The sequence below is a fragment of the Fodinicurvata sp. EGI_FJ10296 genome (assembly GCF_040712075.1).
Lineage (GTDB): Bacteria > Pseudomonadota > Alphaproteobacteria > DSM-16000 > Inquilinaceae > JBFCVL01.
In genome coordinates, this window is record NZ_JBFCVL010000003.1 from 245547 (window position 1) to 262965 (window position 17419).

The following is a 17419-nucleotide window of genomic DNA, read 5'->3' on the forward strand; positions in this document are numbered from 1 at the left end:
CACGGGCCTGATCAGCGTCGTTTCACGTCAGCGGCCGATTTCCGACCGATACTCGGTTATGATCTCTTCGGCCGGCGTGCCGACATCGGCGATGAAGTCGTCCCAGATCGCCTGACCGGACTCGACCATCGCTTCGTGCAGATCGCCTTCCACCGTTGATACGCTGATCCCCTCGCCTTCGAGCTTCGCCAGCTTTTCCTCGTCGTCGGCTTCGGACCGTGCCCAGAACTCCGGCCGCATCTCGTCGGCAACGGTGCGAATGGCCTCCTGATGCTCGTCCGACAGCGCGTTCCAGGCATCGAGATTGACGGCCATGACGCTGATCGGATTGACGTAATCCATGATCGTCATGTGGCCGAGGAACTCCCAGAACGCACCGTCGACACCGGAACTGGTCGAGGTCGTGACGCCGTCGATGACGCCGGAGGCCAGCCCCGGCACGACGTCGCCCCATGGCATCTGAACCGTGCTGGCGCCCAGCTCATCGAAGAACTGCGACTGGATGGAATCCGCGGTGCGGATGCGCACGCCAGAGAAATCGTCGCGCGTTTCGATCGCGCGGTCGGCATAGACCTGCCCGCCCGGCCAGGCCACGTCGTACAGGATGACCTGGTTGTTGTCCGCCGCGATCTCTTCGTAATACGGGCGCGCGATCTCGTTGAGCGTCCAGGCCTCGTCATAGCCCACCGCCAGATACGGCAGAGCGTTCACGCCCATCAGCGGCGCTTCACCGACCTGCTGCATCAGGTGATAGTCGGCGGCTTCAACGATGCCGTCGCGCACGGCGCCCATGACCTCGGGCCCCTGAAGGCCAAGCGCCCCGGCCGGATGCACGGTGATTTCAACGGCGCCGTCGGTGACCTCCGCAACCCGGTCGGCAAAGGCTTCGGCGTTCTCGGTGTGGAAGTTCCCGGCCGGAAACGCGATATGCATGTTCCAGCGATGATCCTGCGCCTCTGCGCTTCCGGCTGAAAGGCCCGCTAACGCGGCCCCCGCCATCAAGGTGGCGGACAATCCTGTTTTCGTTCCCGACATTTCGTGACTACTCCCCGTTTTCAGTGTTTCCCGTCGCCGGCGACGCATGGTCTCACCACATCACCGTGTGCGGCCCGAGATGATCTTTACATCGAATGATCGTTTGATCAAGAATGTGCTGACGGATAAACGGCGATGACATTGACGCTTTCGGCCCGTCCGCTAATTGGTTCCAATGGTGGTCGGCAACGCAGGGGATGGGAATTCAACGATGTCGGATCCGACGGTCAGGATGGTTCAACCGATCAAATCGCGCCAGACCGTCCAGGATGGCGTCTATCGTGCGCTGCGCGAGGCGCTGGTGCGCGGCCGGTTCGACCCGAACCATACGCTGACCATTCCGGCCCTGGCCGAGGCGTTCGAGACCAGCCACATGCCGGTGCGCGAGGCGCTGCGCCGCCTGGTCGCCGAGAACGCGCTGGAAATGTCGCCTAATGGCTCGGCCCGTGTGCCCGGCATCAGCCGCGCGCGCATGGACGACATTTTCCGGACCCGGATCGTGCTGGAGGGGTATGCCACCGAACTGGCCGTCCCGCGCCTGAGCGCGCGCGACCGCCGGGCGATCGAGCAGGCGCGCATCCAGCACGAGACCAGCGGCGTCGAAGACGGCGTTTACGAGATGCTCGACCGGAATCAGGAATTCCACTTCCAGATCTATGCCGGTTCGGGGTCCGAGGTCATGCCTCAGTTGATCGAGGCGCTGTGGCTGCGGCTCGGCCCCTATATGCGCGCGCTGTCGCACCATATCGAACCGCTGCTGGGCCAGGCCGATTTCGCCAACGGCGCCCAGTATCACCGACGGATCGTGGCGGCACTGGACGCGGGCGACGCCGCAGCGGCCCGGTCGGCCGTGGAAGACGATATCCGCGCGACGCAGGCGTTATTGCACACGCTCGTACCGGCTGACCAAGACGCCGAAAGCGAATCCGTGATAGAGGAAGCCTGACCAACCAGAATGACATGGCAGAGGAAACACCGGAGATGGCAATGCTGACGGCGGAACAGGAAGCGCTGAAACAACGGGCGAGACAGGTCGCCACCGACCGGATCGAGCCGCTGGCGGCGTCCGTCGACCAGACGGAAGAATATCCCTGGGCCAGCATCGACGTTTTGAAGGCCGAAGGGTTCCTGGGCATGACCATCCCCAGGGCGTATGGCGGCCAGGGGCTGGGCTTTCTCGATGCCGTGCTGGTGATCGAGGAAATGGCCCGCGCCTGTGCCACCACCGGCCGCATTGCCGTGGAAACCAACATGGGCGCGCTGTCGGCGATCATGGAATACGGCACAGAGGACCAGAAACGCCTCGCCGCCGAACTGGTGCTGGGCGGCGACAAACCGGCGATCTGCATCACCGAGCCCGAAGCCGGCAGCGCCGCCACCGAGATGACGACACGCGCCGACAAACGCGGCGACAGCTATGTGCTCAACGGCCACAAGCACTGGATCACCGGCGCCGGCGTGTCGCAACTGCACCTGATCTTCGCCCGCACCTTTGACGAGGACGGCACCGAACTGGGCATCGGCGGATTCATCGCGCTGCGCGACGAGACCGACGGCCTGAAGGTTTTGCGCCGCCAATACGCCATGGGCGTGCGCGGCCTGCCCGAAGGCGAACTGGCGATCGAGGATGTCGTGGTGCCCGCCGACCGCGTCCTGACCTCGCCGCGCGGGTTCAAGCGCGGCTTCGGCGACCTGATGAACGCCTATAACGGCCAGCGCGCGGGTGCCGCGACCGTGGCGCTGGGCATCGCCCGGGCGGCGTTCGAAAAGGCGCTGGACTATGCCCAGGAGCGCGAGCAGTTCGGCCGCCCGATCTGCGAGTTCCAGGGGCTGCAATGGATGCTGGCGGATATGAGCATCGAGATCGACGCCGCCCGCCACATGATCCACGACGCCGCCGCCAGGGGCGTGCCCGGCACCGATCACCCGTTCCCGGAACCGGCGGCCGCGGCCAAGGCCAAGATCTTCGCCTCTGAAATGGCGCTCAGGGTGACCAACAACGCGCTGCAGGTTTATGGCGCCAAGGGCTATGGCCGCGACTGCCCGATGGAACGCCATGTCCGCGATGCGCGCATGTTTACCATCGCCGGCGGCACCGCCCAGATCCTGCGCACGCTGGTGGCCTCGAAACTCCTCAACCGCCGCCTGCCGCAGGGGCGGTAGGGTCGCGCCCGATGATCGTGATGTGGGTTTCGTGGAAGCTTTTTCCCGATGCATGAATGGATCGGGATGACTCTTGCGGGCTGCGCCTGCGGTTTACCCGCAGGCGCAGCCAGTCTCAGTACGCTTCGATGATCTCGTTGTAGTCACCGCTGACCTGCAGGGTCACAGTGATTTCGGCGCTGTCGCGGTTGCGCCAGAACCAGCCGTGGTTGCCATCAAAAGCCGCCTCGATAGAGCCTTCCCCCGAGGTTTCGCCCCGGCCCCGCTCATAGGTGATGGATTGATCGCCGCCGTGGGCGTGCAGATCGAAGTTGATCCGTCCGCCCTCTGCGAACCAGGCGTAGTCTGCGGTGGCACCCTCGGCCATCACCATCTTGATATCGGCAGAAGCATCGGGGGCGAGCGTGAAGGTCAGCACGTCCTGCCAGACATCTTGTTCTTGCGCATGTGCTGTCCCCACAAAGACGCCGAGGATGTTGTTGAGCAGGCTGGATTGATCATCGCCCGCCGCCTCCATCTGGCGATCCATTTCGGCCTCCTGGGCAAGCTGCGTCTTGATCTCGCCCATCTCGGTAAGCCCTAGCACGCGACCAACCCGTGTTGGATCGACGCCGTATTCCGCAGGAAGCACGACAGTGACGAGGATCGCCACAGCAGCGACGCCCGCAATGATGGTAGACCGACGAAGCTGGGCCGAGCTCGGCAGTTCTTCGAGGCTCGGTTTTTCTGCGTTGAACATGTGTTTCTCCAATAATTCTTCAGGATGCTACGAAGTAGCCGGTGATCTGATAGCCCACGAGGATGAAACCCATTGACATCATGGCGACATTGGCGGTGTAGGCCTGACGAAAGAAGGCCGGTGATTTCCGCCAATAGCCCATGACAATCAGGATCACGGCGAGCGCCATTATCTGACCGATCTCGACGCCGACGTTGAACGCCAGCAGATTGGGCAGAAGCCCTTCCGAGGCGATTTCATAGTCGAGAATCTTGGTGGCAAGTCCCGTGCCGTGGAAGAAGCCGAAGATCAGCGTCGCGGCCTTGGTGTCTGGCTGGAACCCGAACCAGCGCTGATAGGCGCCAAGATTGTCGAGCGCCTTGTAAACCACCGAAAGGCCAATAATGGCATCGACGATATAGGCATTCACGCCCCAGCCAAACCATACTCCTGCCAGCATGGTGACCGAATGGCCAATGGCGAAGAGGCTGACATAGATGGCAACATCCTTCATCCTGTAAAGGAAGAAGACGACGCCAAGCAGGAACAGGATGTGGTCGTATCCCGTGACCATGTGCTTGGCGCCGAGATAGGCAAAGGGGATGAGCTTCACCCCCCAGATTTCCTGGATATAGCCCGCGTCACCCGGTGTGACGTTATGAGCAAGGGCTTGGCTGACGCTCATAATGAGCGCCGACAGCATCAGAAGGATCAGCGTGGCCAACTGACGTGACGTCAAGGCACGCCAATCCCGAAAATTCGGGGTCATGGATTAATCTCCGTGGTGCAGTTGTCTGATCAATGAAGCGGCGCGGCGCGGCGCCGATCAGGCACGCGGAGGTCGTTCGATGCGGAATACGCGGTAAGAACCATTGCGGAATTGCCGGAGCTGCCAGCTATCCCGTTTGCCGAAAATGCCCTTGTCACCGAGTACGGCTAATGCCTGGCTGTGATCGTGATCGACGGCATCGTGGCTGTGCCCATGCGAAGCCCAGAGAAGATCCTGCAAAAGTCCGTGCGAATGGCCATGGTCGGCGACCATCTCCGCGTGCTCTTGCAGCGTTTCGCTAACCTTCGGGACATGCAAGACCGTAGGCGCGATCGACCAAGCCACCAGCGACAGGCACAACAGCGCGACCAGCGCCTTCTGTCCGAGGGTCCGCCATGGTCGCATCGATAATGCCTGTCCACTCGTCAAATCCAGCCTTATCCCATTCTCTCTTAAGGACACCGTCCTTCTATAACAAGGCCTCTTGTGAATGCAACACGTCCCGCTCAGCAGTCCCCGGCCACTTGCGGCCCATTCCTTTCCCATTGCCAGAAGCCCGAAGCGCCGTCCGGGGTCTACACGCGCCGGATGAGCCCGATCGCGCACCGACCCCTCATCCCCGCCATTGCGTGGCGATCAGGCGATCGAGGTCGGGCATGTCAGGACAGTCAAAGATCAGTTCACGCTCGTCCTTGTCGGTCATCCTGCCTCACACCGGGCAGCGGTGGCAGCGATATGACCCGCAAAGGCTGTCACAAAAGATTTGAGCGAGGTTAGATCGCTTACGCTCGAATACTCTCCATCTTCAGAGGCAGTCCGCGGCGAACTCAGGAAAGCTGCTCCTGTGTATAAGTTCTCTTTTACGAGTTTTCGACACAGAAGATCATAGCGCATGAGGTAAGATGCCCCCTTGAATTCCGGAAAAACGGGAAAATGCGGCTCTGCATCACGCACGGGTGATTGTGACGCCGGACAATCTTCTACAAGCATTACCCAACCAAGGAAAGGGCGAGGCGCGTCTCCACCAAGCGCACCTTCGCGATAGGCCGTCCAGAGATCGTGCGCAGTTCCGATGGCTTCTTCAGAACGGTTGTTGAAGTTGTTTCCGAATGAAGGCCCGACCTGGGACTTGAACTCAAGCGCCGCAACAAGCTGACCCTTGTTCATGACCAACATGTCCCAAAGTTTCGTTGGACGAAAAAATCCGGGCAGCGTAAGAACGCGCCGCTGTACGCATAGCTCGGCAGTTAGCAGCCCATTGGCAGTCACCAGTTCCCGGGCCAGGCCAAGAAAGCCGTCCATGTTCTTTCCTGCTGTAACAGCGCCGCGCGAGCCCGCATCCTGGTTGCCTGCCTCGATTTGTTTCGCAAACGCCGCATTGCGGTTGCCCCAAAACAATTTAACTGCTTCGTTCGCCTGTTCTTCAAAATTGGCAAGATCCAGACTCATGCTTCATTCGTTCCTTCAATCAACTTAAGCTCGGCAACCGTCAGCCCGTAGAGCTCGGATACGATTTCGTTCAGAGCGTTGCGGTCGTTGGTTTCGGCATACTGCGCGAGCCGATGCCTTAATTCGAAACTGACATCCTGCCACCTCGGAATTCTGATCTTGCGAAGATACTGCGCCTGAAAGCGCAGATAACCGCCCCTCATGCGGGTGCAGTAGAGCGACACGAACAGCCGCGCGATGCCCGAACGCATGACGGCCTGCAACGCGTGAACATCCCACTCGTCAGAAACGACGTAATACAGATTGTGGTGCGGATAGAGCCTGCCTCCTTCATAGACGATGGAAGCATCCCCCTTGATGTCGGGGATCAAAAGCTTCTCGCGGTAGGTCAAGGCGGGATAAATACGGTCGATGGTGCGATACCAGCCACGCGGATTCTTTGCGGCGACATGACGGCCCGCGATCTGCTCCTTGCGGTCATCAAAATATGCGCGGAGCTTCGGGAAGTCCTCCAGCGCCACGAGCTTTCCGTCATCGCCGAAAGGATTGACGGTACCTTTCCCGCGCCAGACTACGTGGCCTTCACGGATATCGCGCGTCATCACCAGCGGCAGCTTGCGCGAGGGCTCGACATCAAGGCTTTCGAAGTCACCGATGAAAGCCTTGTCTGCGCCGGTTGCAACGCCGATGCCGACCTTGCAGCCTGCATCTTCCAGGGCAGGGAACTGCATTTCCAGCCGCCGCACCAGGGCTAGCTCTTCAAATGAATCGAGAACCCAGGGCTCACCGCCTGCAGTGACGTTTTCGATTTCGCACGCATTGGTTATTTCCGGAAGATTAAAGGCCGTCAGCTCGGAGGCCAGAGACCTGAGAAGTTTGGCGTCGATGGGGGGACGAGCAAACACGCGGGTCGCATTTGCCTTATCCTTCGCAATGACGGTGATCGCCGGATAGGCGCTCACTTCGGTGTGAAAAGCATCGACGCCGAACATATCCACATAGATTTTCAGCGCGTAACTCTTGCTGACCAGATCGCGGAGTTTCCTGCCGTATTTGTTCTTCATCCAGCGATCAGAACAAATGAATCCGAGATTGCCGCCGTTCGACAATAGCGCCAGCGATCGTTCGATAAACGGGACGTAAATATCGGCGCGGTCGTAGATGGTCTTGTATCGCAAGCGGTACTCGGCGATCAGAATATCAGGAATGGCCTCCTGTCGCACATAGGGGGGATTGCCGACGACATGAGTAAAGGCAGGCTCAAGATCGGCCAGAAGAAAGTCGCCCTGAAAGAGCCAGGTATTGCAAAGACGCGCCGCGGTTTCGCGCGAGAGACCGGCTTTGCGAAGGCGCTCGCCGACCAGCGCGCGCGTTCTCTCAAAGGTGGTGCGGTGCAACTCAATCCCGCGAATAGCTGGCGCAAGTGCAGCATAGGTTAGCTTGCCGTCACGTTTGGCTGCAGCCAGCAGGCGGTCGACTACGGGAACAAGGAAGTCGCCATCGCCGAAAGAGGGTTCAAGGAGGCAGCAGTCGGCTAGCCGCGCGCTTTCGGTGTATCCCGTCAGATCAAGGATGAATTCTACGACCTCGCGCTTGGTATGGATCGCGCCACGTTCATCGATACCACCTTCGGTCGCCAGCTTCTCGACGGCTTCTGTCACGGGGCAGAAGCCCGGCGAAGCGGGATTGAGATCCAGCGGTGCGGTCACGCCTGATTCCTTATCGAACATTCCAAGAACGGATAACCCTTCGTAGCATAGGTGGTGCAAGCCCTGCCAGACCTTACTAGATATGACATCAGGCTACAGGACCGTCTGCCAAAACGATGAGCGCAGGGAGAGCGCAGTCTCCTGCACGGGCGTGAGTCGGTCAACCGTCCCTGGCCTCTCCCGATCACCTCCCTTCCCTCACCCCGGAAGCGCGACACACAGGGGCCCACACACGCCGAATGAGACCGACCGCGTTTCGACCGCCGGGAGCCACCGCACCCGATCCCGGGCCTGCAGCGCGTCACTCTCGTGCCGCGCTGCGCACGGGAATTGGAGAAGGTGGAAGCCGCCCGGATCACCCCTTGCCCCTCGCCCCAGGCAGAATCGCGAAAGGCGGGCGCCGCGCCCCTTCCCCCGCCCCAGAAGCGCGAAGCGCTGTCCGGGGTCTACACGCGCCGGATGAACCCGATCGCGCAAAGCCCCCTCATCCCCGCCATTGCGTGGCGATCAGGCGATCGAGGTCGGGCATGTCAGGACAGTCAAAGATCAGTTCACGCTCGTCCTTGTCGGTCAGACCGTCACAGAATTCGGGCGCTGACGGATTTGGCGCGTCGAGGAAGGATTGCGCGGGCCGGGGCGGGCTGGCCAGCGGCATCAGCATGCGCTCCAGCGTGACGGCAAACAGCCCGGCCAGCCGCACGGTTTCCGCCAAGGTCGGCAGCGTACGGCACAGCTCCAGCTCTGCAACACGCTGGGGCGAAACGCCCAAGGCCAATGCTACCTTGCGCATCGACCAGCGCCGGGCCTGACGACACCGGATCATGTTGTAGGCGACCGCGCGGCCGGTTTCGCGTTCGACCGAAGCCCCGCGCCACGGGCTGTCGGGCGGCAGAACGGCGTCGGCGGGATGCGCAGTGTGGTGAGTGTGATCGATCACTGATGCGGCCATCATGTCCCCTTTGGCAAATCTGCCCCTGCCCGCCATCCCCGCCTGATGGGCGGGAATGACAGACCGGGCAGAGGTCGGGGGGTTGAAAGGCCGACACAGAGGCGGCTCCGCCTGCCTTTAGCAACGCGAGCACGTCACCTGGACATACGCAGGCGGCCCCCCGACCCCGAAGGATCGACGGGCACTTGGGAGTGAGTGGGTACACCATCCCCATTGCCTGTCAACCGATCCGCGGTCAGGGTTCCGGGCGCCGATAAGGCGACGCCACCTTCTGTGTTGAGGCTTTCAAACCCCAGGGCCGCACCACGCGGCCCCAGCAGCACGCTATCATGTGGTAGAGTTTTTCGCCATAAGGTTGTTGAACTTCGTGCCGGACGGACGCCCGCGCAAAGGTGCAGACCGCCGAAACGTCGCCTGACGCCTGACCGCCCCATTCCTCCTATCGGCATCGCGCGCACTCGGATATTCTGCGCCGACTCGAAAACGGGCTCGAATGGAGGACGCATGATCAGCGCGGGCGCACTGGATGGGGTGAAGATACTCGACCTCACGCGCATACTGGCCGGACCGACGGCGACGCAGTTGCTGGGCGATCTCGGCGCCGACGTCGTCAAGATCGAAAACCCCGGCAAGGGTGACGACACCCGAAGCTGGGGGCCGCCCTTCGTCCCCGATGCCGATGGCAACGACACCCCGGAAAGCGCGTATTACCTGTGCGCCAACCGCAACAAGCGTTCCGTGGCCGTCGATCTGGCCACGCCGGAGGGGGTGGAGACGATCCGCGCCCTTGCCCGCGAAAGCGACGTTCTGGTGGAGAATTTCAAGGTCGGTGGGCTGAAGAAATATGGCCTCGACTACGACACGTTGTCCGCCCTCAATCCCGGCCTCGTCTATTGCTCGATCACCGGATTCGGTCAGGACGGCCCGCGCGCGTCGCAGCCGGGCTATGACTTTCTGGCCCAGGCCATGGGCGGGATCATGAGCCTGACCGGCGATCCCGAGGGCGAGCCGACGAAGGTCGGCGTCGGCATCGCCGACGTCATGTGCGGCATGTACGCGACCGTCGGTATTCTGGCGGCACTCCGCCACCGCGAGCGCACCGGAGAAGGCCAGCACATCGACGTCGCGTTGTTCGACTGCCAGTTGGCGTGGCTGATCAACGAGGGCACCAACTCGTTTCTATCCGGCCAGGACCCCGCGCGCCGGGGCAACCAGCACCCGAACATCGTGCCCTATGCCGCGTTCCCGACGGCCGACGGGCACGTCGTGTTGACCGTCGGCAACGATCTGCAATTCCAGCGATGGTGCGCCGTTGCAGGCGTGCCGGACTGGGTGGCCGATCCGCGTTTCGCCACCAATGCCGCCCGCGTGCGGAACCGCGACGCGCTGCATGCCTTGATGAACCCGCTGATGAAGACCCGCAGTTCGGGCGACTGGACCGATGCGCTTGTCGCTGCCGGTGTGCCATGCGGACCGGTCAACTCGGTCAGCGGTGCCTTCGCCGACCCGCAGGCCCGGCATCGCGGCATGAAGATGCGCATGGATCACCCGACATCGGCAACCGGCGCCGTCGACCTGATCGGCAATCCGTTGAAGCTGTCGAAAACGCCCGTGACCTATCGCCGGCCGCCGCCGACCCTGGGCGAGCACACCCAGGCCGTTCTGAATGAGGCCCGCGATCGCGAACAAACGTGATCGCGGCGCATCAGGCGCGCGCCCCTACCTGACATCAGTATTGGGCGATGGTCGGCAGCCAGGTCGCCAGCGACGGAACCAGCATGACCAGAATCGTGAAGCCGATGATGACAAAGAAGAACGGCAGGTTGGCCTTGAATATCTTCATCTGATCGACATCGGCGATCCGGCTGGTGATGATCAGCGCCATCGCCAGTGGCGGCGTCAACTGGCCGATCACCACCGACAGCGTCATCAGGACGCCGAACTGGATCACATCGACATTATACATCATCATCGCAGGCAGGATGATCGGCACGAGAACCGGGATCAGCGGGTCCAGTATCATCCCGGCGATGATGGCGAGGCCGACCAGCACCAGCAGCACCAGGAACATGTTGTCGCCGAAGTCCATCAGCGCGATGAAATTGCCGATGGCGGCGGGAACGCCAAGGATGGCGAGACTGGAGCCGAGCGCAAAAGACAGGCTGACGATCAGCATCAACTCGCCGGTAAGCTGAACGGCGTTGCCGAATATCCGGTACAGATCGCGCCATGACAGCGAGCGATAGACGAAACAGGATATGATCAGCGCATAGGCGACCGCGAATGACGCGCCCTCGGTCGGCGTGAACACGCCGAAGACCAGACCGGCGACGATGATGATCGGCATGCCGAAGGCGAGCACCGAACGCGCGCCGGTTTGCAGCACCTCGCGCCAGGCGAGATTGCCCGTCGGCTTCCATCCCCGCCGCCGGGCGATCACGGTGATCGCCCCCATCAGTGTCAGCCCGAGCAGGATGCCGGGGATCAGGCCGGCCAGAAACAGCGCGCCCAGAGACGTGCCGGTGACCGCGGAATAAAGGATCATCGGCGAGCTGGGCGGAATCATCGGCCCGACCCCCGCCGACGAGGCGGTGACGGCGGCAGAGAACTCCGAGGAATAGCCTTCCCGCTTCATTGCCGGAATGACGATGCTGCCGGTGCCGGCCAGATCGGCGGTCGACGAGCCGACCATGCCGCCGAAGAACATGCTGGTGACGACATTGACATGGGCCAGACCGCCGCGTGTCCAGCCGACCAGGGCGCGCGCGAAATCGAACAACCGGCCCGAGATGCCGCCCGCGTTCATGATGCCCCCGGCCAGCAGGAACATCGGCAGTGCCAGCAGCATGAACAGGCTCATCCCGGAGACCATGGATTGCGGCAGCGTGAGCGCCCACGATCCGGACAGGATGATATTGAGGCTGACGATCCCCATGATCGCCACCAGCATCGGGACTCCGAGCAGCAGCAATGCGATCAGGGCACCGATCGTCAGGACGGCTGTCAACATGATGGTGCGTCCTCGGTCTGAAGCGCCGGTTTTGCGTCCGGCGGCTTATGAGGCGGACTGGTCGTCCCGGAATCGACGGCGAACGGGCAACAGAAAGGCCAGCGCAACGGCTATGCCGCCGATGAGCAACGCCGACTGGAAGACGCCCTTCGGCAGTTTCATGTAAGTCGTCGCATCGCCGCCGAACAGCGAGACATAGCTGAATGCTCCCCACGACAGATAGGCGAAGACCAGTGCCGAAAGCACATGGGAAAACAGTGTCAGGGCCTGCTGGATACGCGGCGGCAGATTGTCGACGAAAAAGCCGATGCGGATGAAGCGCCGGCGCCGCACCGAAAGAAACAGGCCGATGAAGGCCAGCCAGGGAATGGATCCGATCGCCAGCTCGTCACCCCAGATGAACGAGGTGGCGAAGGCATAGCGCAACACCGCGTTGGTGAAGATCAGCACCGTGATCAGGATCAGCACCGCCACGCCGACGGCCTCGGCAACCTGGTTCACGCGGCGGTCGAACGACGACATGCCCAGATCGGGATCTTCGAGCTCGTGCCGTCGCGAGGCCTGGCCGATGGCTGCAGACAGATCCGGAGCCCCCGGATCAGTGCCCCCGAGGTCCGCCTCGGACTGCGGTATCTCTGGCCCGGTCGGGCCGGACCGGGGTTTTCTCCGGGATCGCCCCTTGCGTTGGCCCGGTTTGCTCATGGCATGAACCTCGTCGACCGATGGACCGAATTCGGAACCGGGCGCCACCGCGATGGCGACGCCCGGAGGCGGCTTTACTCGCCCGCTGCTTCGACGGCGGCCAGCAGACGCTCGACGAAGTCGGCCCCGGCCAGTTCCGCAACCGAATCATAGACCGGCTGAGAGGCTTCGCGGAAGGCAGGAATATCAGCCTGATTGATCTCCATTTCCTCCTCGAAGGCGGTGATCAGCCGATCGTCCGCGTCGGCGCCGTTCTGACGCGTCCACTCCACGGCGGCGCGGGCCGCCTCTTCCACAGCGGTACGCTGCTCGTCGGTCAGGTTGTCATAAGTCTCGCCGTTCATGGTCAGCGTGATCGGCGTATAGACGTGGTTGGTGATGCTCAGATATTCCTGAACTTCCTGGAAGGATCCGGCATCGATCGAGATCAGCGGGTTTTCCTGACCATCGACCGTGTTCTGCTGCAGAGCCAGATAAAGTTCACCGAAATTGATGTCGACCGGCACGGCGCCGAAAGTTTCCAGCATCAGCGCCCGTGTTTCACTGCCCGGAATGCGGATGCGCATGCCGTCCATATCTTCGGGCACGTTGATCGGGCGGATGTTGTTGGTCATCTGGCGGAAGCCGATCTCGCCATAGCCCAGCACCTCGATACCGGCGGCCTCGCGCATCGACGCGGCCATCTCCTCGCCGATCTCGCCGTCCAGAATTTCCGCCACCACGTCGCGGTTCGCGAACAGGAACGGCATGTCGAAGATCGCCCATTTCGGGTCGAGCTGAATGGCGTCGGAACCGGTGGAGTGAACGTCGATCTGTCCGGTGCGGATCTGCTGAAGATGGACTTCCTCGTTGCCGAGCACGCCGCTGTCGAAGATCTCGATCTCGACATCGTCGCCGAGGCTTTCTTCCAGATGCTCGGCAAAGCGATTCAGGATGTGAACAGTGTTGCCGCCCGGAGGGTTCTCCGAGGACAGCCGCAGGCTCAGGGACTGGGCGCTGGCGGTTGTCGCCGCACCGGCGCAGATCACGGCCGATACGCCGGCGATGAGGCAATTGCGAAATAGGACAGACATTATTGAGCTCCTCTGTTCGGGGTAAGTTTTAGTGCGCCTTCGAGTTCAGCCCGTCTTGATGAGCGTGTCCCGAAGAACGTCCTTGTTGACGGTGAGTCCGAAGCCGGGGCCCCGGGGCACCGCAATCACGCCATTCGTCGGTTCCGGAGCATCGACGAAAAGCTGGCGTTCGACCTGTTCGACCTGAAGATGGCTTTCGGCGAGCGTCCCGTTCCGGAATCCGGCCACATGGTGAACGCTGTAGAGTCCGCCACCGCCGGCATCGCTCAGCGGCCGATTGTAGATCTGGGCCAGATGCGCGACCTTGCAGGTTTCGGTCATGCCGCCATTATAAAGGCTGTTGGGCATGAAGATGTCGAGGCTGCCGTGCTCGATCCACTGGCGGAAGCGCTGGCTGTGACCGTCCATCTGCCCACCGGAAAGCGGGATGCTGGTCATGGTCCGCAGCCGCGCCAGATCGCGCGCATCCATATTATGCAGCGGGTCCTCGAACCAGTCGATGTCGCACTCTTCCAGCGCCCGGGCCAGACGGACGGCACTGTCCAGGGGCAGGGATTCGTTGGCGTCGATCGACAGCCCGACATCGGGGCCCAGCGCCTCGCGAACGGCCTGAACGCGCCGGACATCCTCGCGCCAGCCCTCTTTCGCCGTGCCGACCAGAACCTTCAGGTTGCGGTGACCCTTGGCGACCAGATCGCGTCCGACCTGAATCAGTTCCTCGGTGGCATAGGTGCCGAAGCCGTAGGTGATGTAGACGCCGACCTCGTCGCGATAACCGCCCAGCATGCGCGCGACCGTTTCGCCCCGCACCTGGCCATTCAGGTCCCACAGCGCGAGATCGACGCAGGACAGGGCGTTGAGATTGATGCCGCTCATGCATCCGCGTTCGGTCATCACCTTTTCCAGACGCTCATGGATTTTCTCCATGTCGCGGATATCCATGCCGACGATCGCCGGTTTCAGATGTTCGGTGACGGCAGACGCGATGGCGTGGGGCATGAATTTCGCGCTCATGCCGAAGCCGACGCGGCCGTCGGTTGTTTCCATTTCGCAATACACGCGGTCGCTGCCCCGCGCTGGCTTGCGCAGCGGCAGTTGGGTTTCGAACCGGTGGACGCTGGTCCGGATATCGGCGATCTGCATTTACTCTCTCCGGGATGGGTCGGCTTTGCAGCGCGAGGCGGCGGTCATGAGGACATGGCAGGTATCGGGCGCTTGAGGACGGGATCGCCGGCAAAGGCGGCCTCCAGGGCGGCCGCGGCGGCAAGCGTTACTCCGTCGCCACCGCGCGGCCCCACGACCTGGAGCCCGAACGGCAGCGCCAGCGAATCCCGGCCACAGGGCAGGACCACGGAAGGATGCGTCGTCACGGTGATGCCATAGGTGATCGCAATCCAGTGGATGTAGGAATTCAGCCGCTGGCCGTCGATTTCGTCGATATAAAGCTGATCGATCGGGAATGGCGAAACGGCGGCGGCGGGGCAGATCAGAACATCGATATCCTGCCAGAACGCGTGGCACCGTCTGAGGATTTCGGTCTGAAGCGCCTGTGCCCGACCGACATCGCCGATGGTATAGCGGCGGCCGTCGGTGACGTTCGTGCGGACATTCGCCCCGATCGTTTCGCCGTGCCGGTCGACCAGTGCCCCGTAATTGTCGACGAAGCCCACCGCCCGCAGAACCTCGAACGCGAATTCGGCATCGCCGAGGTCGGGATGCGCCCATCGCGCTTCGCCAAACAGGGGCGTCAGGCGGTCGGCGCGGTCGCGGAACGTCTCGCGGATCGATCCGGAAACCGGCGCAAAGCCGAGATCGGGTGAGAACGCCACACGCAGGGATGAAAGATCGACGGGCGGATGGCCGCTCAGCCGGCTGCGGTCGACACCGACCGAAAGCGGATCGCGCGGATCGCTGCCCGCCATGGCGTCGTACATCAACGCGGTGTCGGCGACGGTCCGGCCCATCGGCCCGTCCACGGACAGGGTGGCCCAGCCATGACGGCGGCCTTCGTTGGCGATCGCGCCGGGGCTGGGGCGGAATCCGGTCACGCCGCAGAAGGCCGCCGGCGTGCGCAGACTGCCGCCCATATCGGACCCGGTCGCCAGCGCCACCATATCGGTCGCCAACGCCACCGCCGATCCGCCGGACGACCCCGCGCAGGTCAGCGACGTATCGAAGGGATTGCGGGTCGGGCCATAGACCTTGTTGACCGTCTGCGCCCCGGCGCCGAATTCCGGCGTGTTGGTCTTGCCCATGACGATGGCACCGGCTTCGCGCAAACGCGCGACCACGCCGCTGTCGGCGGCGGGCACGTTGTCGCGATGCACGAGCGAGCCGTAGGTCGTGACCAGATCCTTCGTCGCGGTCAGGTCCTTGATGCCGATCGGCAGCCCATGCAGCGGACCCAGCCGGTCGCCCGCGAGAACCGCACGTTCCGCTGCCTTTGCCTCGGCGCGCGAAACCTCGTCGTTCTGCGCGACCATGGCGTTGACGGCCGGATTGAGCCGGTCGCGCTGGGCGAGAAAACTTTCCAGCACTTCGACCGGGGAAATCTCCTTGCGGCCGATAAGACCGCGCAGCGTGACGGCGTCGAGCGTGCACAGCGGCGTCTTGGCAGTCGTGGGTGTCGGCACCGTCATGCGCCCGCCTCCGCAGAGGTTTTCGCAAGAAATGACAGCGCCTGGTCGAGCCCGCCCCTGGTATGGGGAACGTCGGCCAGTTGCAAACCCATATCGACACCGGCCAGCGTTCCGGCCAGCATCAGATCGTTGAACGACCCCAGATGCCCGATCCGGAAGATCCTGTCGGTCATGCGGCCGAGGCCGGCGCCGAGCGACATGTCGAATGCGCTCAGAACCCTTTTTCGGAAATCGTCGGCGCCGCTTCCATTCGGCATGACCACTGCCGTCAGGGCGTTGGAATGTTCGTTGGGCGACTGACACAGGGTTTCCAGCCCCCAGCCCCTGACCGCGATCCTTGTCGCCTCGGCATGACGGGCGTGGCGGGCGAATACCGCCTCCAGCCCCTCTTCGTGCAGCATGGCGATGGCTTCGCGCAGGCCGTAAAGCAGGTTGGTCGAGGGCGTATAGGGGAAAAAGCCGTTCTTGCCGGCGTCCAGCATCGGGCGCCAGTCGAGCACCGAGCGGGGCATGCCGCCGGTCTCGGCGGCGGCGAGCGCCTTGTCGCTGACGGCGTTGAAGCTGAGGCCCGGCGGCAGCATCAGGCCCTTTTGCGATCCGCCGACGGTGACGTCGACGCCCCAGGCATCATGGCGATAGTCGATGGAGCCCAGCGACGAAATCACGTCCACCATCAGCAAAGCCGGGTGGCCGGCGTTGTCGATCGCCTGCCTGATGGCCGGAATGTTGCTGGTCACGCCGGTCGAGGTCTCGTTGTGCACGACCATGACCGCCTTGATCCGTCGGCCGCCGTCCTGGCGCAGCGCCTCTTCGACGCTTGCCGGGTCGGCGCCGTGACGCCAGTCGCCGTCCAGTGTCTCGACGTTCAGGCCCAGCCGTCCGGCCATCTCGCGCCACAGATTGGAGAAGTGTCCGGTTTCGCACAGCAGAACCGCGTCGCCCGCCGACAGCGTGTTAACCAGCGCGGCTTCCCAGGCGCCGGTCCCACTCGTCGGAAAGATGACGACCGGATTGTCGGTGACGAAGATGGTCTTGATCCCGGCGAGCACCTCGCGGCCGAGTTCGGCAAAGGTCGGCCCGCGATGATCGATGGTCGGATTGTCGATCGCCCGCAGGATCCTGTCCGGTACGTTCGTCGGTCCGGGAATCTGGAGGAAATGCCTCCCCGTCCGTGCGGTCATCGTGCCTCTCCGAGTTCCCTGT

General features: G+C 62.7%; 16 protein-coding genes. 3 read left to right on the forward strand and 13 right to left on the reverse strand.

What is annotated here, in order from left to right:
* Window positions 1–27: 27 nt before the first annotated feature.
* Entirely contained in the window at window positions 28–1035 is a 1008-nt protein-coding gene (locus ABZ728_RS07345) for a TRAP transporter substrate-binding protein (protein WP_366655443.1), read from the reverse strand.
* 211 nt (window positions 1036–1246) lie between these two features.
* On the opposite strand from ABZ728_RS07345, the gene ABZ728_RS07350 reads away from it, so the two are divergent.
* Together ABZ728_RS07350 and acdA are read left to right on the forward strand one after the other, a co-directional pair.
* The gene (locus tag ABZ728_RS07350; RefSeq protein WP_366655444.1) at window positions 1247–1981 is read left to right on the forward strand and encodes a GntR family transcriptional regulator; all 735 of its coding nucleotides are present in this window, start codon (window positions 1247–1249) and stop codon (window positions 1979–1981) included.
* A 35-nt stretch (window positions 1982–2016) separates the two neighbouring features.
* Complete coding sequence (gene acdA / locus ABZ728_RS07355; protein ID WP_366655445.1) at window positions 2017–3198, forward strand: 3-sulfinopropanoyl-CoA desulfinase; 1182 nt, start codon at window positions 2017–2019, stop codon at window positions 3196–3198.
* 115 nt (window positions 3199–3313) lie between these two features.
* On the opposite strand, the gene ABZ728_RS07360 is transcribed toward acdA, so the two are convergent.
* From ABZ728_RS07360 to ABZ728_RS07385, 6 genes are all read right to left on the reverse strand, one after another.
* Window positions 3314–3937 carry a transmembrane anchor protein gene (locus tag ABZ728_RS07360; RefSeq protein ID WP_366655446.1) on the reverse strand — a complete coding sequence of 208 codons (624 nt, stop codon included), beginning with the start codon at window positions 3935–3937 and terminating at the stop codon, window positions 3314–3316.
* Between the two features lie 19 nt (window positions 3938–3956).
* Window positions 3957–4601, reverse strand: a complete 645-nt coding sequence (locus tag ABZ728_RS07365) for a HupE/UreJ family protein (RefSeq protein ID WP_366655723.1) — start codon at window positions 4599–4601, stop codon at window positions 3957–3959.
* 141 nt (window positions 4602–4742) lie between these two features.
* The gene (locus ABZ728_RS07370) at window positions 4743–5114 is read right to left on the reverse strand and encodes a hypothetical protein (RefSeq protein WP_366655447.1); all 372 of its coding nucleotides are present in this window, start codon (window positions 5112–5114) and stop codon (window positions 4743–4745) included.
* Window positions 5115–5384: 270 nt separating this feature from the next.
* Window positions 5385–6134 (reverse strand): PaeR7I family type II restriction endonuclease, encoded by a 750-nt coding sequence (locus ABZ728_RS07375; protein WP_366655448.1) that lies wholly within the window; start codon window positions 6132–6134, stop codon window positions 5385–5387.
* Window positions 6131–7843 carry an Eco57I restriction-modification methylase domain-containing protein gene (locus ABZ728_RS07380; RefSeq protein ID WP_366655449.1) on the reverse strand — a complete coding sequence of 571 codons (1713 nt, stop codon included), beginning with the start codon at window positions 7841–7843 and terminating at the stop codon, window positions 6131–6133. Before ABZ728_RS07380 ends, ABZ728_RS07375 begins: the two co-directional genes overlap by 4 nt.
* A 484-nt stretch (window positions 7844–8327) precedes the next feature.
* Window positions 8328–8792, reverse strand: coding sequence for a helix-turn-helix transcriptional regulator (locus ABZ728_RS07385; RefSeq protein WP_366655450.1), 465 nt, complete (start codon window positions 8790–8792; stop codon window positions 8328–8330).
* A 504-nt stretch (window positions 8793–9296) separates the two neighbouring features.
* Between ABZ728_RS07385 and ABZ728_RS07390 the strand changes: the two genes are divergently transcribed.
* A complete protein-coding gene (locus tag ABZ728_RS07390) occupies window positions 9297–10487 on the forward strand; it encodes a CaiB/BaiF CoA-transferase family protein (protein ID WP_366655451.1) in 1191 nt (396 codons plus the stop codon).
* Between the two features lie 34 nt (window positions 10488–10521).
* Here ABZ728_RS07390 and ABZ728_RS07395 read toward each other — a convergent pair whose 3' ends face one another.
* The 6 genes from ABZ728_RS07395 to ABZ728_RS07420 all read right to left on the reverse strand — a co-directional run bounded on the left by ABZ728_RS07395 (window position 10522) and on the right by ABZ728_RS07420 (window position 17397).
* Window positions 10522–11802, reverse strand: a complete 1281-nt coding sequence (locus ABZ728_RS07395) for a TRAP transporter large permease (RefSeq protein ID WP_366655452.1) — start codon at window positions 11800–11802, stop codon at window positions 10522–10524.
* A 45-nt stretch (window positions 11803–11847) separates the two neighbouring features.
* Entirely contained in the window at window positions 11848–12504 is a 657-nt protein-coding gene (locus tag ABZ728_RS07400; protein WP_366655453.1) for a TRAP transporter small permease, read from the reverse strand.
* 74 nt (window positions 12505–12578) lie between these two features.
* Window positions 12579–13577, reverse strand: coding sequence for a TRAP transporter substrate-binding protein (locus ABZ728_RS07405; RefSeq protein WP_366655454.1), 999 nt, complete (start codon window positions 13575–13577; stop codon window positions 12579–12581).
* A gap of 45 nt (window positions 13578–13622) precedes the next feature.
* Window positions 13623–14720, reverse strand: a complete 1098-nt coding sequence (locus ABZ728_RS07410) for a mandelate racemase/muconate lactonizing enzyme family protein (RefSeq protein WP_366655455.1) — start codon at window positions 14718–14720, stop codon at window positions 13623–13625.
* 44 nt (window positions 14721–14764) lie between these two features.
* Window positions 14765–16216, reverse strand: a complete 1452-nt coding sequence (locus tag ABZ728_RS07415) for an amidase family protein (protein WP_366655456.1) — start codon at window positions 16214–16216, stop codon at window positions 14765–14767.
* On the reverse strand, window positions 16213–17397 hold the full coding sequence (locus tag ABZ728_RS07420; protein WP_366655457.1) for an aminotransferase class V-fold PLP-dependent enzyme: 1185 nt from the start codon (window positions 17395–17397) through the stop codon (window positions 16213–16215). Before ABZ728_RS07420 ends, ABZ728_RS07415 begins: the two co-directional genes overlap by 4 nt.
* Window positions 17398–17419: the final 22 nt, after the last annotated feature.